Raw genomic sequence first — 25,940 nt, forward strand, 5'->3', positions numbered from 1 at the left:
CAGGGGGCGGGCTTCTTCATATCTGTGCTCGCTCGTCCGGGTCAGACCTCGGCGTCGACCTCGGGCAGGCTCGCCCAGACGGCGGCCTTGAGTTCGTCTGCGGTGGTGGCGGATTCGATCAGCGTCCGCGAGGCGTCGTCGGCGGTGTCGATGATGCCGAGCAGCAGGTACTCACCGCGGAGGTGACGGTCGCCGCGTTCGCGGGCGATCTCGACCGCCCGGGCGAACACCGAGCGGGTGTCCGACGCGAAGCGAGGTCGGTTGCCGCGCCCGCGCGGACCGCGACGCCCGCGGCCCGGCTCCCAGGGGCCCTCGTCGCCGGCGAACGGTCCGCCGGGGCCGAACGGGCCGGGACCATAACCGCCCGGGCCGAACCCACCGGGACCGAAACCGCCGGGACCCTCGGGGCCGAAACCCTCCGGCCCGCAATCGGGACGGGGTCCGCGAGCACGGTGCGGTCCGTGACCGTGTCCGTGCCGGCGTCCGTGTCCTCGGCCTCGTCCGCGACCTCCGTCGGGACCTCCCCTGCGACCCGCGCCGCGTCCGGGGCGTTCGCCCCAGCCGTCGGACAGATCCTCACCGAAGCGTCCGCGGACCGCTTCGCGCACCTTGTCGAGGTCGATCCCGATGCTGCGCAGCGCTTCTCGGTCCTCCTCGTAACGCCTGCGGGCCGACTCGTCGTTCGTGTCCGTCGCCTCGGCCTGGTCGGCATGCTCATCGTGGTACTTGCGCACCACTTCCCGAGCCGACGCCAGGTTCAGTCCCTGGTCCGCCAGGATGGTGAACAGCGGACTCCGGGCGTTGCAGAGCATGCCCAGGATCAGGTGGTCGTTGCCCAGTTGCCGATGTCCGAGGTCGGCGGCCTCCTGCGTGGCGAAGGCCAGCAGCATCTTGTCATCACGAGAGATTCGTTCGAACATTCTTGTCTCCTTCGGGCCCGCCTTCGCGGACCTCACGTTGTGAGTGCTTCTGATGCACGGCCTGCCGGCTGATCTGCAGTACTTCTGCGATCGACTGCCAACTCCATCCATTGGCGCGAGCATTGGCGACCTGCACTTCTTCGAGTCGGTCAGCCAACGTGCGCAGCGCCCGAACCGCTGCGAGGCCCTTCGCGGGGTCGCTGCTCGCGGCATCTCCGGCGAGGTCAGCGCCCTGGGCGTCGTCCGGCGTTTCGGTCTTCTGGCCGTCGTGCATGGTGTCAGGTTATGTTGACATCTCGACGTTGTCAAGAATTGTTGACGACCCCGACCGCCTGTGGATGGCTGCACATCGACCAGTCCGCGAGTCGGCTAGCATGCAACAAACTGCGGGGGGAGTTTGCGATGACAACGAGGGTTGATCCGGAAGAGTTGCGGGAAGCAGCTACCAAGTTTGCGCCGGCGGTCGCCTTTGGGCCGGTGTGGCCACCTTCGATGTCTACCGCCGGGCGCGCGGTCACCTTCGCGGCTGCGGGTGTAGACCAACTCGACACCGGGACAGCACTTTCCGAGACAAAGACATCCCTGCTGTCTGCGTTGGCCACACTCGGCGGTCGCAAGGCTGCCTGGGAGTCGATCCTCAACGAGTCCGCTGACGCCTATGAGGGAACCGATGTCACTGCGGCCAAACGACTTGCCGGTCTAGTGTCCTGAGTCATTAATTCGTGTGCAGTAGTGGGCGATGGAGTCGAGGATCTGGTCAGCGGTCTTGACCCACACGTAGGGGCGGGGGTTGTCGTTCCAGGTCTCGATCCACGCTCTGATGTCGGCATTGAGTGCTCGTACGGTGCGGTGGGTGGAGCGTTGGAGTTTCTTGGTGGTCAGTTCGGCGAACCAGCGTTCGACGAGGTTCATCCAGGATGAGCTGGTGGGGGTGAAGTGGACAACAAACCGCGGGTGCGCGGTCAGCCATCGCTTGACCGCGGGTGTCTTGTGGGTGGAGGCATTGTCCATGACCAGGTGGACGTCGAGCTCGTCGGGTACCTCGGCGTCGATCTTGCGGAGGAATCCGATGAATTCCGTTGCGCGATGCCGTGAGTGAAGCGAACCGATGACTTTGCCCGACGCGATGTCCAACGCCGCGTACAGGCTGGAGGTGCCGTTGCGCACGTAGTCGTGGCTGGCCCGTTGCGGGGTGCCCGGGAGCATGGGAAAGATCGGCTGGGTGCGATCGAGCGCTTGGATCTGGGTCTTCTCGTCAACGCAGAGCACCAGGGCACGTTCGGGTGGGTTCATGTAGAGCCCGACGACGTCGCGGACCTTTTCGGTGAACATGGGATCTTTCGACAGCTTCCACGAATCCTGTTTGTGTGGAGCCAATCCGAACGCTCTCCATACACGCGAAACAGTTGACTGCGACATGTCGAGATGCTCAGCCATCGACCGAGTCGACCAGTGTGTCGCATTCTTCGGAGTGGTCTCGAGAGTTGCGGTGATCAGGTCTTTGATCTGCTCGTCGCCGACGGTTCGAGGTCGCCCGGGCCGGGGTTCGTCGAGCAACCCCTCGCAGCGGTGCTCGACGAACCGGCCTCGCCATCGCCGCACGGTACCTCGGTTGAGGCCGAGTCGTTGTGCCACTTCGGTATTCGACCCGCCATCTGCGGCAGCGAGAACGATTCGTGATCGCATCGCCAAACCCGAGGCCGTCGTTCGCCGACGCGCCCACCCTTCGAGCTCACGGCGCTCGTCATCGGTCAGAACAATATCCACTGCTCGCGGACCCCGGGTTGCCATTCCCCAGTCTATCAACCGAATGACAATTAATGACTCAGGACACTAGGCGACTTGAACCGGCCGCTTCCGGGTCAGCCCGGCTGATGGTCTACCCCACCCGGTCGATCGTCGCCGAGCTCAACTTCGACAAGATGACGACGCTCGCTCAGGAACTGAACAGCTACGCCGAACACACCGCATCCGACGCCCAGACCACACGGGACACCATCACCAGGCTGGACTGGTCCGGCGGCGCGAAGAACGCCGCGGAAACTCGCGCCCACAGGGAACACGCCCAACTGATGCGGGTGTCGGCAACCTTCACCTCCCTCGCCGATGCCATCACCACCGGGCACACCGATTTGTCGTCCTTGGCAGGCGACCTGAAGCTGACCGCAACGGCCTATGAGGCAAACGATTACTCGGTGGCGGACAACTGGAAGGTCACCGACTCATACAACTATGCGCTTGCCGAATCCGCGGCCGCCGGAGACGACGAGCAACTCACCGCACTCGAAACGTTGAAGGCCACCCGTGCGCGGATCGCCGAGAACGCGACCCTCTGGATGGAGCGGGTTGCAAGAGATTTCGACACGGCCGATACCGACACCGCGGCAGCGATCCGGGGTGCAAACGGCGTGCTCGACCAATTAACGCCTCCCGCAGCAGGTTTGAGTGCCGGTGGCGCAGCGAAGATCCTGGACAATTGGGAAGGCGGCCGTGGCCTGTCGCAGGAACAGATGTATGCGCTCGCCGCCGCCGGAAACCTGACACCTGAGCAGCTACAGGCCCTGCACGCAGGCCTGCCCGTGAACATCCCCCAAGGTCAATACGATTTCCTCCGGACACTCTTCCGTGGCATGGATGGCATGTCCGTCGACGAGATCGCCGGGCTCGGGGCCACCGGGGAGCAGGGCGCCGCTGTTCGGAATCTGCTCTCCAACGGAATGCAGATCATGAGCAATCCGTCTGTGTCCACCGACGCCGGTGACGCCGGCGGAATGGCGGTCCTGCCGACGAACGTGGCGTCGCTCTTGACCGAGAAGCTGCACACCGGGACCGCGAAGAAGCGGGACTACGACAACCACACGACCTTCGAGTACCCGCACGTTCCTCGAATCGACGAATTCGAGAAGCTGGTGGGGCTACTCGAGTCCGGCGATCCTGCACTACGCATGGGTACCGACATCGATCGCGGAATCTTGAAGCAGGCGAGCGAGATCGCGGAAGCCTCACGTTCCGGAAGGATCGCAGGCGCGGGCGAAGAACTGACAGACACCCACGACGTACTGAACCGCGCACTCGCTCTGGCGTCGGCCGACACCACTGCGGTTCGGGACTTCACCGTCGGCGCCGAAGCGATGAACGTGACGTACGCGGATGGGCGTCAGTTCGACGCAGATCGACACCTGGACGCCCTGTTCGCCTACCAATGGGGAGACTCACAAGGCGGAATCAGCGACATGTACAAGTGGCTGGGTCAGAACGCCGGAAACCCCGACAACACCTTCGCGGCATTCAAAGCCGCGGACACCGCGAGCGCGCTCGGCCAGTACTTCGGGGATTCGTCCAATGTGGAGATCGGTCGTGACCTCGGCCAGTCCAGTCCGTTGTTGACGCAGACGCTGGCCACCTCGCTCGCACCTTTCCTCGCCGATTTCGCGGGAGCACATCAACCGGGGACGCCGACCGAGTTCCCGCTCTTCGGTGGCGAGAAACTGACACCAGGAGAACTGAAGAACCTGTTCATGGCTCTCAACTCGGACCCGACCGCCGCCGGTGTCATCAACCGAGCCGGAGCCGAATGGCAGTTCTACATGGCGTATTCCGCCGGCATGGATCCCGACGCCGCCTCACTCGGTAACGCAGCCGGTGTCCTTCAGGACGCGATGAAAGACGGAATGGAAGCCCAGATTGACTATCTCAAGAAGGAAGGGCTCGACGACTACGCCGAGCAGATGAGGGTGGCAGCAGCAGGTCGAAACATCCTTGCCGCGATACCGAACGTCGGAGCACCGCTGAATGCCATGATGCCGGTGGGAACACTGGAGGAACTTCTGTTCGGGCCCGCTCCGGACTACGACTCGATGTCGACAGACGAGATCAACGCACTCACCCAACTCAGAGCAGAGACACTCGCCGACCCGGATGTCACCAAGTTCGCGATCTTCGCCGGAATGGTTGCCGAGAACCCTGAGCTACGGCACCAATACCCAGAATGGTTCGATGAGCACGGACATCCGAGTTGGGATGCTGTACATGGTCATTCAGAGAAGGAACTGACTCCGCGCGAACGGGCCGCGTTGACCCCCGAGGAACGGAAAGCCTATGAGCTCGCAGATGCTGACCGAGAAAGCCGGCTGAACGCCTGGCGGGACTTTGTGAATCAGTCTGACCAGTACAACCGTTGGGACTCCCATCACGATGATGGAGTCGAGGAACCGGACGAGCCGGGCGAAGCGACCGAGCACGCTGCACCAGATCCATCGATGTTGTCAATCCCCGGACTCGGAGGGCCGGCTTGAACGCACACAAGATCCTGGTGACTCTCGCGGTCTGCGCCCTGCTCCTCCTTCAGGGGACGGCTTGCTCCACGTCGGATACAGCTCCCACGCCGCGCGCGTCTCAGTCCACTGCGACGGATGCACCGACACCCGAAGACCACCCCTTCCAGTGGGTTAGTTCCGACTTTGTGGACCTGAACAGTCCGGACGGCACATTCGTGCGAGGAATTGTCGAGACCAATTTCCTTCTGATGGCAACTCACGACCACGATGTCGTTCCGCCCGGCTATCTGGAGGCCACCAACGACAAGAGGCCCATACGCGAGCTCTACGACAATGATAAGAAGCCTGGAATCCCTCCTGGAACCATCTACTTCGCAGTGATCCGATTTCCGCCAATTCTCGGCGGGCCTACCCCCACGCCAGCCCCACCAGAGACATCAGAGATCGGCCGAGCGGCAGTATGCTATTCGGTAGATCCGGTCAGGTTCGGATTCGAGCCACACCTGAACTTCACCTACAAACGCGTCGGAAAGGCGCCCCCTTCCGATCAAAGTGGCCCTGGCAATCAGCCAACTGTGAATGTGTTCGGCGACTGGGAGCTGGCAGCGTACGGGATACCCAACAAAGACGACCGCGCGGCTTGCGCGAAAGCTTCCGTCTCCGAAGTCAAGCCGCTCGATAGCAAGCCGAGCCCTGGTTGGCCGCTACAAGCTGACTGAAAGCCAGTACAAGAGGGCAACTCATGTCAGACGAACTCAACGGCCTGAAGCCTCACGTCGTCATTGCTGGGCTGAAGTCATTCCCTGGCGCAACCCTGAATCCCATGATGGGGGTGGGAACACTGGAGGAACTGCTGTTCGGGCCCGCTCCGGACTACGACTCGATGTCGACAGACGAGATCAACGCACTCACCCAACTCAGAGCAGAGACACTCGCCGACCCGGATGTCACCATGTTCGCGATCTTCGCCGGCATGGCCGCTGCCGACCCCGGACTTCGACCGGAACATCCGGAATGGTTCGACGAAAACGGAAATCCCAGTTGGGAAGCCATTCACGGCAACGACGGGCCCACGCTGAGCGAACGCGCCTCGATGACGCCGGCCGAGCGCGAGGCCTACCATCGTGAAGTGTCGCTCGACGATAGGCAACTGAGTGCTTGGCGCAGGTTCGTCAACGAGTCGACGCACTTCGGTCGGTGGGACCAACACCACGACGATGGGTTCGAGATGCCTGACACTCCGGGAGCACCCTCCGACGAAGCCCAAGAAGACCCTGCGATTCTTCACGTTCCTGGAACTAAGGGGCCACGATGATAACGCGATTCAGGGGCCGCATTCGACTTGTCGTCGCAGCTCTTCTGATACTTGCAGGTGCAGCTTGTTCGACACCTGACGTCCCAGGCACCGACGAGAATCCCGCTGCCACTGAATCTGACTGGCCGACAGCGGAAGACCGTCCAATAATCTGGATCGAGTCCGGAGCTCTTGATCTGAAGACCTCCGACGGAACGTTCATCCGTGGGATTGCAGAAACCGACCATCTTCTGATGGCCACTCACGACCACCGCGTGGTCCCCCCTGGCTACCTGGAAGCGACGCACGGGGTGCAACCAATCGACGAGATCTACGACGATGACAGGAAGCCACGACTTCTGCCGGGACCCGTTTATCTCACTGTCATCCCTTTCCCCCCGACATTCAGCACCCAGAAGGCCAATCCGTGTCACCGCCCGCCACCGCGGAAATCGGCAGAGCAGCCGTTTGCTACTCCGTGAACCCGCATCGCTACAGCTTCGAGCCTCACGCATTTTTCATCTACCGGCGAACTGGACAAGCCCCTCCTTCCGACCAATCTGGCCCCAGAAATCAACCAACTGTGAACGTGTTCGGCGACTGGGAACTGGAAGATTACGGGGTTCCCGCCAAAGCAGAACGTGAGGCGTGCGCGAAAGCCCCTCTCTCCGAAGCCAAGCCGCCAGGCGACAAGCCGAGCCCTGGTTGGCCGCTACAAGCTGACTGAATCCAGTACAAGAGGCAACTCATGACAGATGAACTCAAAGACCTGAAGCCCCACATCATCGCCGCGCTCAAGTCACCGCCGGGCACAACCCTCAAGGACCTCGCCGCGCGCTTCCCCGAACTCGACCGCGAGAAGCGACTCGAGGAGGAGTTCCGGCGTCGCTACGACGACGCGATCTTCGACTGGCAGCACCACAACGGATGGAAACAAGCTCCGTATGACGTCGCGCAGGACATCGCCGAGCAGGTTCGACACGAGATCGAGTACGAGGTCAGAACAGGGAGACTCACCTGAGACAGACTTCGCCAGAAAGTTGGGGCAGTTTGATCCGCCTACCGGATCAAACTGCCCCAAGAATGAAGGGCTCGACGACCACGCCGAGCAGATTAGGGTGGCAGCAGCCGGTCGCAACATCCTCGCCGCGATACCGAACGTCGGCGCACCGCTGAATGCCATGGTGATCTGAGGACGCCACGGCTCTGACCACGAGAACTCGCGGCGCATTCGGAGCGTCGCACTGCTACCTTCACGGCTCATGACGACTCCCACCGCCGCTGGATGGTCCGCCGACGAGCACCTGCCCTGCGCGCAGCAGCAGAACCTCTGCAGGGAGGGTTCGGCAGCGCACTCGTGATCACCGCACTGCTCGGTGGGATCGTTGCCGGCCTCGCCGTCGCGGTTCCGGTCGGTGCCGTCGGTGCACTCATAGTGATGACCGGCGCACGCCGTGGGTGGCGGGTCGCAGCAGGCGGCGGCCTGGGAGCCGCGACGGTCGACGCCCTCTACGCGAGCTTGGCGGTGATCGGCGGGAGCGCGGTCACCGCCGCTGTCGGAAGTGTGGCGACACCCCTGCGTTGGGTGGCCGGCCTCGTACTTCTGATGCTCGGCGCGATGATGCTTCGATCGGGCTGGCGAAGCCGAAGCGGGACAACGGATGCCGGCCCCTCACGCCTCTTCGGCACCGCCGGCCGCGCCTACGTCAGCGTGTTCGGCGTGACGGCGATCAACCCCGCGACGGTCATCTACTTCGCCGCTCTCGTGGCCGGCGGTGCGGTCGTCGAACCCACGGCGGCCGCTGGCACCGCATTCGTTCTCGGCGTACTGATCGGCTCGGCGGCGTGGCAACTGGTTCTCGCCGCGGGCGGTTCGTTCCTCGGCGCAGCGCTCGTCGGCGACCGTGGTCGACGATGGACGGCGGTCATCGGAGGAGGGCTGACGATGCTCCTCGCCGCCCGAATCCTGATCGGACGGTGAGGACACCGGGCCGACCGGATCAAACTGCCTCAAGAGAAATGGGCGACGGTACCGCCACTACTCGTTCAGAATCGACTCACTGATGTTCATCCGCGCGGCTCGCACCGCCGGCAGGAACGCACCGACCAGACACAACGCCACCGCGATCCCGACGAACAGCGCGGCTGACGGCCGCGGCGAATAGATCACCGTCAGCGAGGTCGTGACACTGAGGATCCGGTCACTCAGCAGATGCATCATCGCACCGAGAACCACACCGACCAGGGCGCCCACCACCGCGACCGCGGCGGCCTCGGCGAGCACCATGCGCGAGATGAACTTCCGGGACGCACCCATCGCGCGCAGCACGCCGAGTTCACGACGCCGCTCGATCACCGAGAGCAACAACGTGTTCAGCAACGCGATGGCCGCCGCGCCGGCCACGATCCACTGGATCGCCACCGTGAACGAACCGGCCTGCTGCACAGTCGCCTGCGTGGCGGCCAACGCTTCCGCACCGGTGTAGACGCTGATCGGTTTGTTGCCGGTCGTGGGGACATCGGCGACGAGCGCCTCCAGCGACTTCTGGACCAGCTCCGGATCGGCGTCGGGCGCGGTGATGACCTGCAGATACGTGTCGCCCTCGCGGCCGAACCACTCCCCCAGCTGCTGCTGCGACAGCGCCGCCACCCCGGAATCGACGGACACATAGTCGACGGTGTCCCGGACCACCACATCGTGCGGTCCGGTCGGCGTCGCCAGCGTCACGGTGTCGCCGGTACCCACATCCAGCACGCGCGCAAGCACATTCGACAGGAGGATACCGTCACCCGCCAGCACCTGCGCGACCGCCTCCGGCGTCGCCTTCCGCATGAACGGCGCTCGCGAACCGGGCTCCAGGCCCTGCACATTCGCGCGGCTCTCACCGATGTTGACCGCCGCCCACTGCCCGCCGACGACCTCGGTCACCCCCGGCACCTTCGCGGCCTCGCCGCGGATCGACGGTGGCAGGATCGGGCCGAGCGGCAGACTGGCCGACGAGGACGAGGACACGTAGAAGTCCGGATCGCCCAGCCCGTCCAGTGATTTCGACATCGACGACACCAGGTTGTCCAGGGCACCTGAGGTCCCCATACCCACCGCGATCGCGACGGCCACGGTCATGAGCGTCGCCCACGCCCGACGCGGCGCACGTTCGGTGTTGACCGACGCCAGCTGACCCGGCCCGCGGAACCAGCGGGCGACCCGAACCACGAGCCACGTCAACGGATTCGACAACGCGAAACAAACAAGCAGCGCACCCACGAGATACACGACACCGGCCAGGATCGCCGGCCGGCCGGGCACCGTCGCGACGATCACCCACGACGCGATCAACCCGGCGACACCCACGACGGCCGCGATCACGACCACCGGGCCGCGACGCTTCGACGCGTCGGACACCTCGACCGGCGCCATCGCCTCCACCGGCGACACCGAGAACACCGATCGCGCCGCCAGCGATGTGGCCGCGACACAGGCGATCACACACGCGAGGACCGCGACCACCGGCGCGTACGACGGCAGGTGATAGTTGATGACCGTGCCCACGGTGTCGGGCGGCGGATCGGGCAGGCTCGCGATCACGGCGCGGCCGGCGAGGATTCCGAACGGGATACCGATCAGGCCTCCGACGAGACCCATCAGCGCGGCCTCACCCAGCATGTCGCCGACGAGGTGGGATCGCTTGGCGCCCAGCGCCCGGATCATCGCGAGCGACCCGCGTCGCGACGCCACCGCCATGTTCATCGTGTTGAAGACCAGGAACGCGGCGATCACCAACGAGACCAGCGAGACGAGCAGCGTCGCATCGCGTGTCACCGAGCTCGCGACCTCGGCCTGCTTGGCGCGGAAGTCCGGATCGACGACAACCGCACGGCCGCCGACGATCTCCTCGACTTGCTTCCGCACCGATGCGACGCCGACGCCGGGCTCGGTGACGATGAGGATCGAATCCAGCCGGCCCTCCAGGCCGACGAGTCGCTGCGCGAGGTCGAGGTAGGCGAACATGAAGCGGCCGTTGTTGAGTCCGGCGGCCTGCTCGTTGTCGACGACCTCCAGGACCTCGACGTCGATGCCGTTGACCGTCACCTTCTGCCCGACGTCGAGACCGAGTCCCGGACCGACGAAGACGCCGGACCGCAGCTTGTCGAAGTCGATCGCCCCGGAATTCTCCTGCTGCACGGCGGACCGCAGACCCCCCGACAACGAGACGACGCGCTGATCCGAACCGATCAGCGGGATCGACGAGTCGTCGACCACAACCGAGCCGCGAATCATCGGCACGACGGCCTTCGCGCCGTCGACGTCACGGCGGATTTCCCCGGCCAGGGATTGGTCGACGCCGCTGTCGGCGATGGCCGCGACCTCGAGATCGGCCGAGCCGGAGATCGCATTGTTGAACGCGCGCACCGACTCCGACGTCGAACCGAAGGTTCCCAGGACCGCGATGAGCAGCGCCGACGAGACGATCACCACCGCGAGCGAGGTGAACAGCCGCAGGCGGTGGGTGCGGATCTCGCGGATGTTGAGCAGGCGGATGCGGGTGAAGCCGGCCAGCAGGGCTTCGACATGCCTCCTCGATCTCACTCCGCGATCTTTCCGTCGCGCACCGTGATCGTCGTGTCGGCGAAGGCCGCGGCCTTCGGGTCGTGGGTCACCATGACCACCAGCCGGTCCGGCGCGGCGTGCGCGACGTCGGCGAGCAACTCCAGCACCGCTTCCCCGGTCTTGGAATCGAGGTTGCCGGTGGGTTCGTCGGCGAGCAGGATCGTCGGGTCCATGATCAGCGATCGTGCGATGGCGACGCGCTGCATCTGTCCGCCCGACAGCTCCGACGGCCGATGGTCGACCCGGTCGCCGAGGCCCACCTGCTCGAGGAGTTCGACGGCGCGAGGCTTGGCCCTGCGTAACGACTGGTTGTCGAGCAGCCGTGGCAGCGCGACGTTCTCCCACGCCGACATCGTCGGCACGAGATTGAAGAACTGGAAGACGAATCCGACGCGATGACGCCGGAACGCCGACGCCGCGGTGTCGTCGAGTTCGCCGAGATCGACGCCGTCGATGGAGATCCGGCCCGACGTCGGGGTGTCGAGTGCACCCAGGATGTGCAGCAGCGTGGACTTGCCCGCACCGGACGGGCCGACGATGGACGCGAACTGCCCTCCGTCGATGTTCAGATTCAGGCCGTCGAGGGCGCGGACACGTTCCTCACCCATCTGGTACTCACGCACCAGGTCGACGGCCTCGACGAGTGGACGCACGGTTTCGGTCGGCACCCCCGGATGGTAGCCCACCGAGTTAGTGCGACCTAAGGATCACGCCGTCCAGCGACCCGTCGCCAGGAACTCGTCGAGGATCGCGTTCGCCGGCTCGAGTTCGAAAGACTGTGCGGCGAGCCACTTCTCGTCGAAGTAGGTGTTGACGTAGCGGTCGCCCGGATCGCACAGCAGCGTCACGATGCTACCGGCCCGCCGTTCCGCGACCATCTCGGCGACGAGCGAGAACGCACCCCACATGTTGGTGCCGGTGGACCCGCCGACGCGGCGTCCCAGCATGTCCGAGATCCGGTGCGTGGTGGCGATGGACGCCTCGTCGGGAACGCCGATCATCCGGTCGATCACCTGCGAGATGAACGACGGTTCGACGCGCGGCCGGCCGATTCCCTCGATGCGCGAACCCACTTCGCCGGTGAGTGTTCCGTCGGCGGTCTCGTATGCCGGCAGGAACACCGAGTTCTCCGGGTCGACGACCGCGAGCCAGGTGTCGTGCCGCCGGTACCGCACGTAGCGACCGAGCGTCGCCGAGGTGCCGCCGGTGCCGGCGCCCACCACGATCCAGGTCGGGATGGGGTGCTCCTCGTCGGCCATCTGCGCGAAGATCGACTCGGCGATGTTGTTGTTGCCGCGCCAGTCGGTGGCACGTTCGGCCATCGTGAACTGGTCGATGAAGTGCCCGCCCAGCTCGGCCTCCAGGCGCAACGCCTCGGTGTACACCTCGCCCGGATGCTCGACGAAATGGCAACGGCCACCGTGGTGTTCGATCAGCGCGGTCTTCGCCGGCGACGTGCTCGACGTCATCACCGCGATGAACGGCACACCGATCAGCTCCGCGAAGTAGGCCTCACTCACCGCTGTCGAGCCCGACGACGCCTCGATGACGGGTGTGCCCTCGGTGACCCATCCGTTGCAGATCGCGTAGAGGAACAGCGATCGCGCCAGACGGTGCTTGAGCGATCCCGTCGGATGCGTCGACTCGTCCTTCAGGTAAAGGTCGACGCCGGCCTCGCCGTCGGGTCCGGACCATCGCGACCACGCGGGCAGCGGGACCCGGAGCAGATGCGTGTCGGCACTTCGGCGGGCGTCGGCCTCGATCAGCCGGACGGCGTTCTGCGCCCAGGCGCGGTCTTCCCGATGGTCGACGACCCGTGTCGGCCTCACGCGAGGTGTCCCATTCGGAACGACCTCACTTGTCCCCGCGCAGACGCGACTGGAGGTCGTCATGGCGTGCACGACGGTCGGCCTCGATCGCCGAGATCTCGCTGTTGACCTTCAGTCGCAGCGACTTGAACAGGTACATGCCCAGTGGGAGGGCGATCAGCACGCCGAAGACCGCGGCGACGAGGAACGGGACATCCACACCCACGAGCTTGCCGCCGAACAGGATGACGGCCGCGATGACGACGACGAGCAGCATGCGCGCGGCCGTGTAGCCGAACAGGGCGATCGCCAGGGTCGCGGGGCGGCCGCTGGGCGGAGGGGTACCGGGGGCAGGGTCTTGCGCTTCACTCACCCCCTCAGAGTACTTGCCCCTTTCAAAGGACCTGCAGGTCGTGGGCCTTTGCCCGCTCTTTACCTGCCGCTGAAGGTTCGAGTACCTGGGCGATTTGCGTGTATTCATGGAGTACGCGTCCATCACGTGCCGGGCCGATCCGCCAAACCGCGGCGCACCGACAGGGCACCATCGTTTCAGGGGGAAACGTGACCAGCATCGAAACCACCGCGTCCACCTACATCACCCCGGGACTCGCCAGCCAACACACCCTGACCCCCGGCCAGGTGGCGGCAATGTTCAACGTGAATCCCAAGACCGTCGCACGCTGGGCCAGCTCGGGCATCCTCGGCTCCATCCGCACCCCGGGCGGCCACCGACGCTTCCGCGAAGAAGACGTGGTTGCACTGCTGAACCGTCGGACCCATTAGTCCCGACGCCGCCGCGACCTCGTTGAGCGACCTGACCGACCGCCGGGTGAACTGACGTACGCTGGGTGACGGGAGGTTGTCATGACTTATCTGTTCGCCGTTCTCGGTCTGCTCGCCATCGGGTTTCTCATGTGGCGTGCGTTCGGACCGCAATCCGACGGCGGCAACGCCTCCCCTTCCGGTGGCCATCGGGGTCGCCCCCGCGGGCCGGTCGGTCCCGACGACGACGCCGATTTCCTTCGTGACCTGGACAATCGCACCCGCGGGCCGAACGGCAAAGAGGGCGACGAACTCTGAAGCGCGACCCTTCGACTCGGCCATATACGAAAACCTGAGACGCGATTCATAAAGTCTTGCGGGAACATACCCGAGGGTAGGGTAGTGTCCTCCTCATTCGACTCCACGATGGATGATCCGAGAGAAGGCGCCGTTGAACCCGGGACGATCTCCGCAAGGGGCGTCGACCGATGACGACCTGAGCTTCGCCGACAAGATCGGTTACCTCTTCGAGCACAGCCGTGACGAGAACGGGATCCGCTACACCGGCAAGAAGATCGCCGAGAAGGCGAACCGGCTCGGTTACTCGCTGTCGGATGCGTACATCTCGCAGCTCCGCACCGGCAAGGCACGTACTCCCTCGTTCCGCACCGTCGAGGCCATCTCACGCGCCTTCGACGTCAGCGTCACGTACTTCCTGTCCAATCCCGACGAGGATCTCGAGCGCGTCAAACAGCAGCAGAACTATGTCGAGATGCTCGAGGTCACCGGCAGCCACCTGGCCGGAATCGACCTCGGCTCACTGTGCCCGGACACCATCGACGCGCTCATCGACCTGCTCAAGCTCGTGAAGTCGCAGGCCCTCGCGAAACAGGCCGAGGCACCGGAGAGTGACGAGCAGGCCCAGAGCGCCGACACCACCCCCGCCGGCTGAGCCGGCACCACCCCCGCCGGCTGAGCCGGCACCGAGCAACGCGAGGCGCCGCGTCGAAGCCCCCTCCACCTAGGAGTACAGGCCCGACACGCAAGTCTCTAAGGGTCAGAGACCCGCGTACGAGTGCAGGCCGGACACCACCAGGTTGATGATGAACAGGTTGAACAGCATCGCGACGAAGCCGGCGACATTGATCCAGGCCGCGGCGGTGTTGCGCCAACCGGCGGTCGCGCGGGCGTGCAGGTAGGCCGCGTAGATCACCCACGCGATGAACGACACCGTCTCCTTGGGGTCCCAACCCCAGAACCGGCCCCATGCGGCCTCGGCCCAGATGGCGCCGCAGATCACGCCGAGACCGAACAGCGGGAAGCCGACGACGACCGTCTTGTAGGCGAGGCGGTCCAGGTTCTCGGCCGCCGGGATGTGGTCGAGGATGCGCCGCACCGCGCCGCCCAGGCCGGGCCGTGCCGAGGAGGAGACGTCCGCGGAGGGGTTCGACGCCCAGCGCATCTTCATCAGGTAGAGGATGCTCGCGACGCCCGAGACCATGAGGATGCCCGAGGACACCGAGATGATCGACACGTGCACGGTCAGCCAGTACGACTTGAGCGCCGGGACCACCGGCGCGGCCTGGGTGTAGAGCCAGCGACCGGCGATGAACATCAGCAGGATGACCGGCAGCAGCACGAACGACAGCAGCGCGCGGTGTTCGGGTTTGCGCAGGATGATCAGTGCCGCGAGCACACCGGCCGCACACGTCATCGAGACGAACTCGTACATGTTGCCCCATGGGGCGCGATCGGTGGCGATGGCGCGCAGGACGATCGACGCCAGGTGGGCGATCAGGCCGACATACACGACCGGGAGGCCCATGTTGCCGAGCTTGTCCCCGAACGTCCGCTTCGGGGGCCCCGCGACGCGGCCCGGCACTCGCACAGCGTCCGAACCCGATGCGGCCGAACCCGCGGCGACGAGTTCCCGCTCCTCGAGCCTGCGACCGCGAACCGCCGCCAGCGCGCCGAAGAACAAGAAGGCCGCCACCACGTACACGGTGATCGCGGTGCCGTACAGCAGGTCGGAATAGCGAGCCAGCGTCTCGTCGACCTGAACGGTGCCGTTGTTCATCAGAGGTTCCTTTCGCCGGTGGCCTAGAGCCGCCGGGTCGTGCGCCGCGAGGTGGTTGCGTCTGCGTCATCGACGACGAGGGCCGCCGCCTGGTCTTCGAAACCCTCTCCCCAGCCGGCCTGGTCGGTACGCGCCAGACCGGCAATCTCTACTACAGTACGTCGTTTTCCGTCGGGCGGAACAGAGCCGACCGGATCGCGGCTGCCGTCCTGTCCGGCGGTGACCGATGCCGGGACGAGTCGAGCCCAGATGCGGCGGCGGCGGATGAGCAGGGAAACCAGCAGTCCGCCGAGCATCACGATGGAGCTGACCAGCACCCAGATCTGCGCCGGGTCGTGGGAGACCTGCACCGACACCCACCGCTTGTACCCGTCGAAGGTGACGGTGGTGCCGTCGGCGGTGGTGTGGCTCTGGCCGACGCCGAGGTTCACCTGCGCCTGTCGCTGGAGTCGGCCCTGGTCGACGAGGTCCTGGTCGAGCGAGTAGACGTTCTGCGGTTTGCCGGTGTCGAGACCGGTGTCGCCCTTGTAGATGCGGATGGCGACGGCCGGATCGTCGGGCTCCGGGGACAGCGACGTCAGCAGGGTCCCGTGGTAGAGCGCGGTCGGCGCGAACAGACCCTCGAGCGCGATCTGGTTCTTCCGTCGCTCGTCGGCGTCGGGGTACAGACCGGCCGGGGTGTCGTAGCGCACCGCCCCCGACGACAGCATCGTCTGCAGTTCGTCCGGGACGAACGGGACGGTCTGGGCGCGCTTCTCCCCGTTGGGGAAGGTCACGGTGAATGTCGGGGCGAAGCCGTTGCCCAGCACGTAGACGCGGTCGCCCGCGACGCGCAGCGGCTCGTTGACCCGGACCGAGGTGCTGGTCCACGTATCCGGGGAACCGACCTTGGTGCCCTCGGCGTAGCGGATCGTCGCGTCGTACATGTCCGGCTGCCCGCTGGGCAGGAACGTCGCGGAGAAGTCGTCGACGCGGAAGCAGAACGGCGACAGGTCGGTGCCGTCCACGAGGTTGCCGGCACGGAACGAGTCGTAGACGGCGGTCGAGGTGTTGCACATGCCCTGCTCACCGTCCGCGACCAGGATTCGCGTGCCCTCGTAGCCGAACATCTTGCCGGCCGCGATCGACACCAGCAGCGCGAGCAGCGCGAAGTGAAAGACGAGGTTCCCGAACTCCCGGAGGTAGCCCTTCTCCGCGGAGATCTCGACACAGCCGTCGGGGTAGGCCTTGCTCGGTTCGCGGACGACGACGTCGCGCCGCCAGCCGCGGAGCCGGCCGTTGATCCGGTCGGCGATCTCGTCGGGAGTGCCGTCGACGGTGTGCGTGACGTGCCGCGGGAGCCGCGACAGATTGCGCGGCGTGGCAACGGGTTTGGCGCGCAGGCTGTGGAAGTGCTCGATCATGCGCGGCGTGAGACAGCCGACCAGCGAGACGAACAGCAGCACGTAGATCGCGGTGAACCAGACGCTGGAGAAGACGTCGAACAGTTGCAGCCGGTCCATCCAGGTGCCGAGCGAGCCGCGTTCGGCGATGTACTCGAGCGTCTTGGTCTCGTTCAGGTCGCGCTGCGGGAGGAGCGCCCCGGGGATCGCCGCGAGTGCCAGCAGGAACAGCAGCAGCAGCGCGGTGCGCATCGACGTCAGCGAACGCCACAGGTTGCGCAGCGGCCAGAGCACCCGTCGTCGGGCCCAGTGCGGCTTCGGCGCACCGGGTTCGGGGGTGTCCACCTGGGGACGGTCGGAGACGTCGGTCATGGCTGTAACACGCTCAGATCGGTAGTTGGGTGTCGGTGACGAAGCGGACCTGGACCCACACGATGAACTGGTCCCACCAGCCGGTCAGCAGTGCGACGCCCACGCCGATGAGCAGGATGCCGCCGATGATCTGGATGGTGCGGGCGTTGCGGCGCAGCCAGCCGAGGCTGCGCAGTGCCCACGCCGAGGAGAACGCCAGCACGACGAACGGCAGGCCGAGGCCCAGGCAGTAGGCGACGATCAGGGTCACGCCCTTGGCCGCGGTCGCCCCCTCGGTACCGCTGACGGTCGCGATCACCGAGGCCAGGGTCGGCCCGAGGCACGGCGTCCAGCCGAGCGCGAAGACCGCGCCGAGCAGCGGTGCGCCGAGGACATTGAGAACGCGGGGCCCCGGCCGATTCACGTTGAGCATCACGCGCTCCGGGGCAAAACGTATGTCTCGCTGCAGCATCGGGACAAGACCGATGAACACGAGGCCCATGGCGATGGTGACCACGCCGCCGATGCGTTGCAGCAGTTCACGGTTGAGGACGAAGGTGCTGGTGACGCCGAGCACCGTCGCGGTGGCCGCGACGAACACGACGGTGAAACCGAGCACGAACAGTCCGGCGGCCAGCGCGACGCGGGATCGGCCGCTCTTCGAACCTTCGCCGACTTTCACCGCCGGCGCCTCGGCACCGACGAGTCCCGCCAGGTACGAGAGGTAACCGGGGACGAGCGGCACCACACAGGGCGAAGCGAAAGACACGAGACCCGCGAGCAGGCAGGCCGCGAACGCGAGCAACAGCGGCCCACTGGTCACCGTGTCGGCGAAGGTGTCGCCGATCGACGAGGCGAGGACGGTCGTGGTCAGGTCGGTCGTGCCGGGGTGGGACATCAGGCCGTACCCGCCGGTTCCGCAGCGACCCGCTTGACGACCGCGTCGAGCTCCTTGTCGGAGACGGCCTTGAGGAAGACCGCGGCCGGGCGGTGCTGTCGGTCGAGGACGATCGTCGTCGGGACCACCGAGGTCGGGGTGGTCAGCGCCGCCAGGGACAGTCCCGGGAAGTCGTAGATCGACGGGAACCCGACGTTGCGGTCGATCACGAAGTCCTTCGCGGAGTTCCGGTCGTCACGCAGGTTGATGCCGAGGAACTCGACGCCGTCGTCGCGGTTGTCCTCGTAGACGCGTTCGAGGTCGTCGGCCTCGCCGCGGCACGGGCCGCACCACGAACCCCAGACATTGATGACCACGACCTTGTCGGCGAACCGCGCGTCGGACAGCGACAGCGGTTGGCCGCTGACCAGGTCCTCGCCCTCGAGGCCGGCGATCGGCTTGCGGTCGGCGGGTTCGTAGGTGATGACGGTCTGTCCGCCGGGCGAGACGAACTGGAAGGTGTTCCCCTGCGCGACCGCGTCGTCACCGGTGCTGCAGCCGCTGATCAGCAGGATCAGGGCCGACAGCACTGCCGGCAGGAGGAACTTACGCACTACGTCTTTACCTCTGGTTTCACGCACCGGTGGCCAGCGGGTCGGATGCACCGGCCGGCTCGGAGTAGATGATGTCGACGAGGGCGTCGTCGTCGTAGATGAGACTGGTCAGCGAGGCCAGCGAGCACTGCCGACGACGCGGGTCGTGCCAGAGTCGCTGGCCTTCGAGGAAGCGACGCAGCGTGTAGACCGGCAGCTGGTGGCTGACGCAGATGGCCTCGTGACCGCGCGCGGCGTCGCGGGCCTTGTTGGCCGCGGCCAGCATGCGGTGTGCCAGCTGGATGTAGGGCTCACCCCACGACGGTGTGAACGGGTCGCGCAGCTTGGGCCAGTGCCGCGGCTTGCTCAGTGCGCCGTCGCCGACGGAGACCTTGAGGCCCTCGAAGACGTTGTCGGCCTCGATGAGGTCGTCGTTGGTCTGGATGGACAGGCCGTGGGCCGACGCGATCGGGGTCGCGGTTTCCTGCGCCCGCTGCAGCGGGGAGGCGAAGACGGCCTTGATGTCGTGGTCGGCGAGGGCGTCGGCGACCGTCTGGGCCTGCGCACGGCCGGCGCCGGAGAGCCGGAAACCGGGCAGGCGGCCGTAGAGGATGCCCTCCGGATTGTCGACCTCTCCGTGGCGCATCATGTGGACGATCGTGTGCATCAGGCGTTGTCCCCCGGGGTGGCTGCGGTAGCGGCTGCCTGCGCTGCGGCGGGCAGCGCGTCGGCGATCTGCGAGAAAGCATCCTCGTCGAGCGCGGCGGACACAAACCATGCCTCGAAGGCACTCGGCGGCGCGTACACCCCTCGTTCGAGCAGCGCGTGGAAGAACGGGGCGAATCGCCAGGTCTCGGTGGCGTTCACACCCGCGTAGTCGAAGATCGGGATCTCCGGGGCCGAGGTGAAGAACACACTCAGCAGGTTGCCGGCCTTCTGCACGCGGTGGCTCACACCGGCCGCGGTGAGCGACTCGGTGAGCAGACCGGCGAGACGGTCGGCGTTGGCGTCGAGCTTGTTGTAGACCTCGTGATCGGCGTTGCGCAGGGTCGCGAGGCCGGCGGCCACCGCGACCGGGTTCCCCGAGAGGGTGCCCGCCTGGTAGACCGGGCCGGTCGGCGCGAGGCGTTCCATGACGTAGGCGCGGCCGCCGAACGCCGCGGCGGGCAGGCCGCCGCTCATGACCTTGCCGAAGGTGTAGAGGTCGCCCGCGACGCCTTCGAGGCCGTACCAGCCGCTCGGGCTCACGCGGAAGCCGGTCATCACCTCGTCCATGATCAGCAGCGCGCCGTGGCGGCTCGTGATCTCGCGGAGGCCCGCGTTGAAACCGTCGACCGGAGCGACTGCGCCCATGTTGCCGGCGGCCGCTTCGGTGATCACCGCGGCGATGTCGTCGCCGTGCTCCTCGAAGGCCTTCGCGACGGCCTTCAGGTCGTTGTAGGGCAGGACCAGGGTGTCGTGGGCCGAGGCACCGGTGACGCCCGGGCTCGTCGGCAGGCCCAGCGTCGCCAGACCCGAGCCGGCGGCGGCGAGCAGCGCGTCGACGTGACCGTGGTAGCAGCCGGCGAACTTGACGATCTTGGAGCGGCCGGTGAATCCGCGCGCGAGCCGGATCGCCGACATGGTGGCCTCGGTGCCCGAGTTCACCAGTCGAACGCGCTGCACGGGGTCGACGCGGCCGATGATCTCCTCGGCCAGCTCGATCTCGGGCTCGGTCGGCGCGCCGAACGACAAACCGCCGGCGGCGGCACGCTGCACGGCCTCGACGACGGCCGGATGCGCGTGGCCCAGGATCATCGGTCCCCACGAGCTGACGAGGTCGACGTAGGTGTTGCCGTCGGCGTCGGTCAGGCGGCAGCCCCGGGCGCTGGAGATGAAGCGCGGGGTTCCGCCGACCGCGGAGAAGGCGCGGACCGGAGAGTTCACGCCACCCGGGATGGCCTCGGCCGCGCGGGCGAACAGCGCAGCAGAGTTGTCGGAATGCTCGACGATGGGGCCATCAGCGGAAGGGGTCACGGCCTACAGTGTTCCAAATGGCACCGAGTGACCCAAATCGCCGCTGGTGAGAGGGTGCTCCGCGTCACGCGGGGTGTCGGGAAGGGTGCGTTTCGGCTCAGTTCGCGAGCGCTTTGCGGACCTGTTCGGCGATCGCCTCCTGGCCCCGCTCGTTGGGGTGGATCCGAGCGGGCCCTTGCGCCGTCATCGGCTCGATCCAGCGCGGTGGGCCTGCGCAGGCGTCGTGTCCCACGGACACCGGCAGCATGTCGACGAACCCGACCCCCTCGTCCGCGGCGGCGCGTCGGCCGTAGTCGTTCAGCGCGGTCTGGAGTTCGCGGATCATCGGGACATCGCCGACGGCGAGTTTCATCTCGGGGTAGCACCCGACGGTCGGCGGCATCAGCCACGGATAGCCGACGAGCAGCACCTTCGCGTCCGGCGCCTTGGCCTTCACGTCGCGCAGTGCCCCGCGGATCGCCGGATAGATGTCCGTGGCGACCGGTGCGATCAGGGACTGTCCGTATCTGTCGGTGCAGGGAGCCCCGAGTGGATTCGTGTCGGCCGCCCGGCTGCACAGCTCGATCGTCCGGCCGTACGTGTTCTTGTCGTTGCCGCCGATCATCACCGTCACGATGTCGGCGTTCGCGTCGAGCGCGTCGAGCTGCGGCGGCACCCCTTCCTGCTGGGACGTCCGGAAGTCGGCGGTCTCGGCGCCGGCGCAGCTGACGTCGATCAGCTCGTACTTCTCCTCCGCGGCGACGATGTGCGCGAAGTTCTTCGACGAACGCTGGCACCAGATCGGCGAGTCCTCCACCAGCGGCCGGACCCCGGTGCCGGCGCCGAAGCTGTCGCCGAGGTTGACGTAGTGCGTGCGGCCGGGGTCGGTCGTCTGTGTCGCGGCGGGTGTCGGGGCCGGGCCGGTACTGCCCGCGGCGTCGTCACTCGAACATCCCGTCGCGAGGGTCGCGGCCACCGCGAGGAGTCCGAGAACACGTATCGCTGCGCTGGGCCGACCACGTCGGTGTCGTGCGTCCACCAATCCATCGTGCGTCCGCGCGAAGGCGGTCGGCAACCACCGTTCGGCCGGTAGCGTGAAAACGGCGTGCGAACGCCCAGGCCGCAACCCGAACGGACGAGGATGTGAGAGGCGCATGAGCTCCGGTGATGTCAGTGAGAGGGATGTACTAGACCCCCAGGCGATTCTCGACGGGGTGCCGACCGGCCTGTGGATCAACGGTCGTTCGACGCCGGCCGCCGACGGCGCCACCTTCGAGGTGTACGACCCGGCCACCGAGGAACCGCTGACCTCGGTCGCCGACGCCGGCGTCGCCGATGCCCGGTCGGCCCTCGACCATGCGGTGGCCGCGGCCGATGACTGGGCCGCGACCCCGGCCCGCGAGCGGGGCGAGATCCTCCGCCGCACCTTCGAGTTGCTCACCGACCGTGCCGACGACATCGCGATGCTGATGACGCTCGAACTCGGCCGCGCACTCCCCGACAGCCTCGCGGAGACCATGTACGGCAACGAGTTCCTGCGCTGGTTCGCCGAGGAAGCGGTCCGTATCGGCGGCCGGTTCACCCAGGCCCCGGCCGGGAACGGACGCATCCTCGTCGCGCATCAGCCGGTCGGGCCGTGTCTGGCGATCACGCCGTGGAATTTCCCGCTCGCGATGGGTACGCGCAAGATCGGTCCGGCGCTGGCCGCCGGGAACGTCATGATCGTCAAGCCCCCGCGCGAGACGCCGCTGACGATGCTGGCCCTGGCCGAGGCCTTCGCCGAGGCCGGGCTTCCGCCCGGCGTGCTGTCGGTTCTGCCGACGAGTTCGAGCGGCGAGGTGTCCACTGCGCTGATCACCGACGACCGGATCAGGAAGATCAGTTTCACCGGCTCGACGCCGGTGGGGCGCAACCTGCTCGGGCAAGCGGCCGAGCGAGTGCAGCGCACCTCGATGGAACTCGGCGGCAACGCACCGTTCCTGGTGTTCGACGACGCCGACGTCGATGCCGCGGTCGAGGGCGCGTTCGCGGCCAAGATGCGCAACGGCGGCGAGGCCTGCACTGCGGCGAATCGCTTTCTGGTGCAGTCCGGTGTCGTCGAGGAGTTCACGACGAAGCTCGTGGCGAGGATGTCCGAGGTCGAGATGGGACCGGGCTACAACGAGGGCGTCACGCTCGGGCCGCTGGTCAACGCCGATCAGCGCGACAAGGTCGCGGCCGCCGTCGAGCAGGCCGTGAGCGACGGCGCACGGGTACGACTCGGCGGGGAACGACCCGAGGGTCGCGGATTCTTCTACCCGGCAACCGTTCTCGACAACGTCGACCCATACGCCCCGGTCACCCGGGAGGAGATCTTCGGCCCGGTCGCGGTGATCAGCACCTTCGACGCCGAGGACGACGCCGTCGCGGCCGCCAACTCCACCGAGTACGGCCTGGCGTCGTATTTCTACAGCCGCGACCTGGAGCGATGCATGCGCGTCGCGAGCCGCCTGGATTCGGGCATGGTCGGCGTGAACCGCGGCGTGATCTCCGATGCCGCAGCACCATTCGGCGGGATCAAGCAGTCGGGCATCGGCCGCGAGGGCGGCAGCGAGGGAATCGACGAGTACCTCTCGGTGAAGTACATCGCGCTGACCTGATCAGGCGGTCGAGTGGTACTTCGACGCCCGTTTGACCTGTTACGTATGTGACTGGTGATGCAGGTGTTACCGTTCCGACACCTGCACGACGGTACTCGTCCGTACACTTCGAGGGCATGCGTCTGAGAAGAATGATGTCAGCGATCGCCGTGACCGCGGCGGTGACGACGGCCGGCGTTGCTGTCGCCACCTCCGGGGACACCAGTACTGCGAAGATCGAATCAGCCGCCACCAGTCTGGATTTCGGCAGCGTTGATTTCGGCAGCTCGGAGCTGGGCACACCGAACAGCGTGTTCCTCTGGGAGAACCCGGGGGCCCGATACATCGTCGTCCTGGGTGCGAAGTTCGGCCAGTTGGGACAGACGCCCCAGATCATGACCCAGCGACTCAACGTCGCGGCCAAACTCGCCAAGCAGCATCCGTTCAACCGGATCATCGTCTCCGGCGGTGACACCCACTGGTTGCCGATCTCCGAGGCCCAGTTCATGAACGTCGGCCTGATCCGCCGCGGAATCCCCGTGTGGCAGATGGTCAACGAGGGCGCGTCCACCTCCACGGTGCAGAACGCCCAGAACACCGTGCGGATGCTCAAGGGGATGGGCGCATCCGGTGCGCTCATCGTCACCAACGGCTTCCACATGGAACGCGCGATGAAGAACTTCCGCGACGCCGCCAAGGCCCAGGGCGCCCGGCTGACGTTCCGGCCGGCGTACGCGTAAACGCTTCCCCGCGGGGCGGTCCCCCTCCCGCCCGACCGTTTCCCTCCCGCTTATTGAGCTCAATAGACGGGAGGGAAACGGACACCGCCGGAAACGGGGCCTGGCCTACGCTGGGCAGCATGCACGATCCTGGCCACGAATCGCCCGATGCCGAAGGACTGCGCCGCCAGTTCGAGGCGATGCTTGCCGCGCGGCAACCGAACGAACTCCCCGCGCTGCTGAACCAGCTCAGCAGAACTGCCGCGGACAGGTTCGAGCGGCCTCCGTCGGTTCGTCATCGCAAGGAACCGCTCGCCGAGACCGTGGTGTTCCGCATCCGCGTAGATCTCGACGAGGCGCAACCTCCCATCTGGCGCCGTCTCGACGTCCGCTCGGATGTTTCTCTCGAAGATCTGCACCGGATCATTCAAGCGGCGTTCGGATGGCTGGACTACCACCTCTATCGTTTTGCCCTGGGCGGCAGCCCATTCGACCGCAGGAGTGAATTGTTCCTGTGCCCGTTCGACGCTCAGGAAGGCGAGGAGGTGGGCACACCCGTCGCCGAGGTTCGCCTCGACGAGACGCTCCACGAACGAGGCGACGCCCTGCGCTACGTCTACGACTACGGCGACAGCTGGGAACTGACATTGCTGGTCGAAAGCGTCCGCGAGGCATCGGAGGACACGCCGTGGGCCCGGTGCGTCGACGGTCGGCGTGCTGCGCCGCCGGAGGACTGCGGCGGGATCACCGACGCGAAGTCACTCGCCGAGATCGTCGACGACCCCGCGCATTTCGACATCGACGAGGTGAACGCCGCACTCAGCGATCCCATCCTCTCGCTCGTCGATGCCGGGATCGATGCACGGCTCGGCCACCTGCTGTACCGGATTCAACCGTTCGACGAGTCCGGAGCCCTGACGGCGAGCGCAGGGCGGCTGGCGAGTCCATCAACAACGGGGACGGGCGAGCAACTCGAGGCCGACCTGAACCCGTACCTGTGGTTCCTGCGCCGCGCACGCGATGAAGGATTCACACTCACGTCGGCCGGCTATCTGAAACCGGCCGACGTGGTCGCGGCGTCGAAGGTGTTACCGACGATGAAGTACTTCATCGGCGCCAAGAACCGAGAAGTCCAGAGCACGCCGGTGCTGTACTTCCGTGAGTCCCTCCTTCGGATGGGGCTGTTACGCAAGTACAAAGGCCGCCTACTGCCGACGCGAGTCGGAACGAAGCTCGCCGACGATCCGCAGAAACTGGCCGACCATCTCGCCGACCGGCTACTGAACCAGCAGATGGATGGTTTCACCGAGGACGCGAGCCTGCTGATGCTCTTCTTCGCCGCCGCCTCCGATCCCGGCGACGAGATGCCACTCACGACGATCGGCGCGCTGCTCACCGCGTATCGCTGGCAGGGCACGGACGGGCGCCCGATCCAGAAGTACGACCTCTATGACCTCGACAACGGAATCTACGAGTTCTTCGAAGCCGTCTCGCCCCCGGAACGGGGACTCCGAGGGGTGACGCTGAGCCCGACGGCCATCGAGATCGCGCGACGCGCCATCCGACACCGGTGACCCAGTGTCTACTACCGAAAGTAGTTCTGGCGCCTGACGATCCGTCGGAATTGTGCCGACGGTTTTGTCAGACCCCTTTCGTAT

Annotated in this window: 26 protein-coding genes; 12 read left to right on the forward strand and 14 right to left on the reverse strand. The window is 66.2% G+C overall.

The window, feature by feature from the left end; genetic code table 11:
- Positions 1 to 41: 41 nt before the first annotated feature.
- A complete protein-coding gene (locus tag BLU62_RS18140) occupies positions 42 to 920 on the reverse strand; it encodes a Clp protease N-terminal domain-containing protein (RefSeq protein WP_074851177.1) in 879 nt (292 codons plus the stop codon).
- The gene (locus tag BLU62_RS18145) at positions 898 to 1,194 is read right to left on the reverse strand and encodes a hypothetical protein (protein ID WP_074851178.1); all 297 of its coding nucleotides are present in this window, start codon (positions 1,192 to 1,194) and stop codon (positions 898 to 900) included. Before BLU62_RS18145 ends, BLU62_RS18140 begins: the two co-directional genes overlap by 23 nt.
- A gap of 218 nt (positions 1,195 to 1,412) precedes the next feature.
- Between BLU62_RS18145 and BLU62_RS32905 the strand changes: the two genes are divergently transcribed.
- Entirely contained in the window at positions 1,413 to 1,631 is a 219-nt protein-coding gene (locus BLU62_RS32905; RefSeq protein WP_159441562.1) for a hypothetical protein, read from the forward strand.
- Here BLU62_RS32905 and BLU62_RS18150 read toward each other — a convergent pair.
- The gene (locus BLU62_RS18150) at positions 1,620 to 2,711 is read right to left on the reverse strand and encodes an IS630 family transposase (protein ID WP_074847987.1); all 1,092 of its coding nucleotides are present in this window, start codon (positions 2,709 to 2,711) and stop codon (positions 1,620 to 1,622) included. The genes BLU62_RS32905 and BLU62_RS18150 overlap by 12 nt on opposite strands.
- Before the next feature lie 83 nt (positions 2,712 to 2,794).
- On the opposite strand from BLU62_RS18150, the gene BLU62_RS18155 reads away from it, so the two are divergent.
- From BLU62_RS18155 to BLU62_RS18170, 5 genes are all read left to right on the forward strand, one after another.
- Positions 2,795 to 5,215 carry a TPR repeat domain-containing protein gene (locus tag BLU62_RS18155; RefSeq protein WP_074851179.1) on the forward strand — a complete coding sequence of 807 codons (2,421 nt, stop codon included), beginning with the start codon at positions 2,795 to 2,797 and terminating at the stop codon, positions 5,213 to 5,215.
- A 167-nt stretch (positions 5,216 to 5,382) separates the two neighbouring features.
- Positions 5,383 to 5,916: a hypothetical protein gene (locus tag BLU62_RS32565; RefSeq protein ID WP_139180042.1), complete on the forward strand. Its 534-nt coding sequence runs from the start codon at positions 5,383 to 5,385 to the stop codon at positions 5,914 to 5,916.
- A 23-nt stretch (positions 5,917 to 5,939) separates the two neighbouring features.
- A complete protein-coding gene (locus BLU62_RS18160) occupies positions 5,940 to 6,512 on the forward strand; it encodes a hypothetical protein (protein WP_074851180.1) in 573 nt (190 codons plus the stop codon).
- A 727-nt stretch (positions 6,513 to 7,239) separates the two neighbouring features.
- Positions 7,240 to 7,512, forward strand: coding sequence for a hypothetical protein (locus tag BLU62_RS18165; protein WP_074851181.1), 273 nt, complete (start codon positions 7,240 to 7,242; stop codon positions 7,510 to 7,512).
- Between the two features lie 264 nt (positions 7,513 to 7,776).
- Entirely contained in the window at positions 7,777 to 8,472 is a 696-nt protein-coding gene (locus BLU62_RS18170) for a LysE family transporter (protein WP_084811829.1), read from the forward strand.
- A gap of 57 nt (positions 8,473 to 8,529) precedes the next feature.
- Here BLU62_RS18170 and BLU62_RS18175 read toward each other — a convergent pair whose 3' ends face one another.
- Genes BLU62_RS18175 through BLU62_RS18190 form a run of 4 tightly spaced genes read right to left on the reverse strand, consistent with a single transcriptional unit; the run spans position 8,530 to position 13,281 of the window.
- Positions 8,530 to 11,079: an ABC transporter permease gene (locus BLU62_RS18175; RefSeq protein WP_074851182.1), complete on the reverse strand. Its 2,550-nt coding sequence runs from the start codon at positions 11,077 to 11,079 to the stop codon at positions 8,530 to 8,532.
- Complete coding sequence (locus BLU62_RS18180) at positions 11,076 to 11,768, reverse strand: ABC transporter ATP-binding protein (protein ID WP_074853000.1); 693 nt, start codon at positions 11,766 to 11,768, stop codon at positions 11,076 to 11,078. The genes BLU62_RS18175 and BLU62_RS18180 overlap by 4 nt, the downstream gene beginning before the upstream one ends.
- 39 nt (positions 11,769 to 11,807) lie before the next feature.
- Entirely contained in the window at positions 11,808 to 12,929 is a 1,122-nt protein-coding gene (gene cds1, locus BLU62_RS18185; RefSeq protein ID WP_074851183.1) for an L-cysteine desulfhydrase Cds1, read from the reverse strand.
- Positions 12,930 to 12,954: 25 nt separating this feature from the next.
- The gene (locus BLU62_RS18190; protein ID WP_074851184.1) at positions 12,955 to 13,281 is read right to left on the reverse strand and encodes a DUF4229 domain-containing protein; all 327 of its coding nucleotides are present in this window, start codon (positions 13,279 to 13,281) and stop codon (positions 12,955 to 12,957) included.
- A gap of 188 nt (positions 13,282 to 13,469) precedes the next feature.
- Here BLU62_RS18190 and BLU62_RS18195 point away from each other — a divergent pair, with 188 nt between their 5' ends.
- The 3 genes from BLU62_RS18195 (at position 13,470) to BLU62_RS18205 (ending at position 14,622) form a co-directional block, all read left to right on the forward strand.
- On the forward strand, positions 13,470 to 13,691 hold the full coding sequence (locus BLU62_RS18195; RefSeq protein ID WP_006435233.1) for a BldC family transcriptional regulator: 222 nt from the start codon (positions 13,470 to 13,472) through the stop codon (positions 13,689 to 13,691).
- Positions 13,692 to 13,772: 81 nt separating this feature from the next.
- Positions 13,773 to 13,988, forward strand: coding sequence for a hypothetical protein (locus tag BLU62_RS18200; protein ID WP_074851185.1), 216 nt, complete (start codon positions 13,773 to 13,775; stop codon positions 13,986 to 13,988).
- A gap of 133 nt (positions 13,989 to 14,121) precedes the next feature.
- The gene (locus BLU62_RS18205; RefSeq protein ID WP_074853001.1) at positions 14,122 to 14,622 is read left to right on the forward strand and encodes a helix-turn-helix domain-containing protein; all 501 of its coding nucleotides are present in this window, start codon (positions 14,122 to 14,124) and stop codon (positions 14,620 to 14,622) included.
- 105 nt (positions 14,623 to 14,727) lie between these two features.
- Here BLU62_RS18205 and ccsB read toward each other — a convergent pair whose 3' ends face one another.
- From ccsB to BLU62_RS18240, 7 genes are all read right to left on the reverse strand, one after another.
- The gene (ccsB, locus tag BLU62_RS18210) at positions 14,728 to 15,747 is read right to left on the reverse strand and encodes a c-type cytochrome biogenesis protein CcsB (RefSeq protein ID WP_074851186.1); all 1,020 of its coding nucleotides are present in this window, start codon (positions 15,745 to 15,747) and stop codon (positions 14,728 to 14,730) included.
- 23 nt (positions 15,748 to 15,770) lie between these two features.
- The gene (gene resB / locus BLU62_RS18215; protein ID WP_074851187.1) at positions 15,771 to 17,501 is read right to left on the reverse strand and encodes a cytochrome c biogenesis protein ResB; all 1,731 of its coding nucleotides are present in this window, start codon (positions 17,499 to 17,501) and stop codon (positions 15,771 to 15,773) included.
- Between the two features lie 13 nt (positions 17,502 to 17,514).
- On the reverse strand, positions 17,515 to 18,378 hold the full coding sequence (locus BLU62_RS18220; RefSeq protein WP_074851188.1) for a cytochrome c biogenesis CcdA family protein: 864 nt from the start codon (positions 18,376 to 18,378) through the stop codon (positions 17,515 to 17,517).
- Entirely contained in the window at positions 18,378 to 18,971 is a 594-nt protein-coding gene (locus tag BLU62_RS18225; RefSeq protein WP_074851189.1) for a TlpA family protein disulfide reductase, read from the reverse strand. The genes BLU62_RS18220 and BLU62_RS18225 overlap by 1 nt, the downstream gene beginning before the upstream one ends.
- A 19-nt stretch (positions 18,972 to 18,990) precedes the next feature.
- Positions 18,991 to 19,617, reverse strand: coding sequence for a histidine phosphatase family protein (locus tag BLU62_RS18230; protein ID WP_074851190.1), 627 nt, complete (start codon positions 19,615 to 19,617; stop codon positions 18,991 to 18,993).
- Entirely contained in the window at positions 19,617 to 20,966 is a 1,350-nt protein-coding gene (gene hemL, locus BLU62_RS18235) for a glutamate-1-semialdehyde 2,1-aminomutase (protein ID WP_074851191.1), read from the reverse strand. Before hemL ends, BLU62_RS18230 begins: the two co-directional genes overlap by 1 nt.
- 97 nt (positions 20,967 to 21,063) lie before the next feature.
- The gene (locus BLU62_RS18240; RefSeq protein WP_244278242.1) at positions 21,064 to 21,984 is read right to left on the reverse strand and encodes an SGNH/GDSL hydrolase family protein; all 921 of its coding nucleotides are present in this window, start codon (positions 21,982 to 21,984) and stop codon (positions 21,064 to 21,066) included.
- Positions 21,985 to 22,099: 115 nt separating this feature from the next.
- Between BLU62_RS18240 and BLU62_RS18245 the strand changes: the two genes are divergently transcribed.
- The 3 genes from BLU62_RS18245 (at position 22,100) to BLU62_RS18255 (ending at position 25,856) form a co-directional block, all read left to right on the forward strand.
- Positions 22,100 to 23,584, forward strand: coding sequence for an NAD-dependent succinate-semialdehyde dehydrogenase (locus BLU62_RS18245; RefSeq protein ID WP_074851192.1), 1,485 nt, complete (start codon positions 22,100 to 22,102; stop codon positions 23,582 to 23,584).
- 116 nt (positions 23,585 to 23,700) lie between these two features.
- Positions 23,701 to 24,303 carry a YdcF family protein gene (locus BLU62_RS18250; protein WP_074851193.1) on the forward strand — a complete coding sequence of 201 codons (603 nt, stop codon included), beginning with the start codon at positions 23,701 to 23,703 and terminating at the stop codon, positions 24,301 to 24,303.
- A gap of 119 nt (positions 24,304 to 24,422) precedes the next feature.
- Positions 24,423 to 25,856: a plasmid pRiA4b ORF-3 family protein gene (locus BLU62_RS18255; protein ID WP_074851194.1), complete on the forward strand. Its 1,434-nt coding sequence runs from the start codon at positions 24,423 to 24,425 to the stop codon at positions 25,854 to 25,856.
- Positions 25,857 to 25,940: the final 84 nt, after the last annotated feature.

It is taken from the genome of Gordonia westfalica (genome assembly GCF_900105725.1).
Lineage (GTDB): Bacteria > Actinomycetota > Actinomycetes > Mycobacteriales > Mycobacteriaceae > Gordonia > Gordonia westfalica.

Coding starts and splice junctions, on each gene's coding strand:
- BLU62_RS18140 (WP_074851177.1), bottom strand. CDS start 920: ATGTTCGAACGAATCTCTCGTGATGACAAGATGCTGCTGGCCTTCGCC.
- BLU62_RS18145 (WP_074851178.1), bottom strand. CDS start 1,194: ATGCACGACGGCCAGAAGACCGAAACGCCGGACGACGCCCAGGGCGCT.
- BLU62_RS32905 (WP_159441562.1), top strand. CDS start 1,413: ATGTCTACCGCCGGGCGCGCGGTCACCTTCGCGGCTGCGGGTGTAGAC.
- BLU62_RS18150 (WP_074847987.1), bottom strand. CDS start 2,711: ATGGCAACCCGGGGTCCGCGAGCAGTGGATATTGTTCTGACCGATGAC.
- BLU62_RS18155 (WP_074851179.1), top strand. CDS start 2,795: ATGGTCTACCCCACCCGGTCGATCGTCGCCGAGCTCAACTTCGACAAG.
- BLU62_RS18160 (WP_074851180.1), top strand. CDS start 5,940: ATGTCAGACGAACTCAACGGCCTGAAGCCTCACGTCGTCATTGCTGGG.
- BLU62_RS18165 (WP_074851181.1), top strand. CDS start 7,240: ATGACAGATGAACTCAAAGACCTGAAGCCCCACATCATCGCCGCGCTC.
- BLU62_RS18170 (WP_084811829.1), top strand. CDS start 7,777: ATGGTCCGCCGACGAGCACCTGCCCTGCGCGCAGCAGCAGAACCTCTG.
- BLU62_RS18200 (WP_074851185.1), top strand. CDS start 13,773: ATGACTTATCTGTTCGCCGTTCTCGGTCTGCTCGCCATCGGGTTTCTC.
- ccsB (WP_074851186.1), bottom strand. CDS start 15,747: ATGAACAACGGCACCGTTCAGGTCGACGAGACGCTGGCTCGCTATTCC.
- resB (WP_074851187.1), bottom strand. CDS start 17,501: ATGACCGACGTCTCCGACCGTCCCCAGGTGGACACCCCCGAACCCGGT.
- BLU62_RS18220 (WP_074851188.1), bottom strand. CDS start 18,378: ATGTCCCACCCCGGCACGACCGACCTGACCACGACCGTCCTCGCCTCG.
- BLU62_RS18230 (WP_074851190.1), bottom strand. CDS start 19,617: ATGCACACGATCGTCCACATGATGCGCCACGGAGAGGTCGACAATCCG.
- BLU62_RS18245 (WP_074851192.1), top strand. CDS start 22,100: ATGAGCTCCGGTGATGTCAGTGAGAGGGATGTACTAGACCCCCAGGCG.
- BLU62_RS18250 (WP_074851193.1), top strand. CDS start 23,701: ATGCGTCTGAGAAGAATGATGTCAGCGATCGCCGTGACCGCGGCGGTG.
- BLU62_RS18255 (WP_074851194.1), top strand. CDS start 24,423: ATGCACGATCCTGGCCACGAATCGCCCGATGCCGAAGGACTGCGCCGC.